The sequence below is a fragment of the Streptomyces actinomycinicus genome, assembly GCF_016741775.1.
In the GTDB taxonomy this organism is placed as follows: Bacteria; Actinomycetota; Actinomycetes; order Streptomycetales; family Streptomycetaceae; genus Streptomyces; species Streptomyces actinomycinicus.
The window spans coordinates 1-340 of record NZ_JAERRK010000093.1 but is presented as its reverse complement, the minus strand read 5'-3'; the positions used below and the strand labels follow the sequence as shown (position 1 = coordinate 340).

Below are 340 nucleotides of genomic sequence, written 5' to 3'. Positions count from 1 at the left end.
AGACGTACTCCTACGGCGACGGTGACCAGCGGCTGTTCGTCGACACCGCCTCGGGTTACTTCTACGTCTATTACGGCTCGCGGATCATCGACAAGAGCGGCGGCTGGAAGGCGTTCTACGAGCACGTGGCCCGGGCTCCGATCTCCGCCAAGATGGCACCCGGCTCCTGGCGCAAGTGGTACGACGGCGCCTGGTCCCAGCCCGGTCCCGGCGGCCGGGAGAGCAACATCGTCCCCGTGGACGCCGGCCACCCCACCGGCTACACCCCCGTCCACGCCGAGTACGACCCGGCCGGCACCGGCACCTCCGCCGAACAGATCGCGGCCGGCAAGATGCCCCC

Annotated in this window: 1 pseudogene; it reads left to right on the top strand. The window is 69.7% G+C overall.

Annotated elements, in window-relative coordinates:
- Positions 1-340 (top strand): annotated as a pseudogene (locus JK359_RS38645) (RICIN domain-containing protein); the annotation flags it as partial.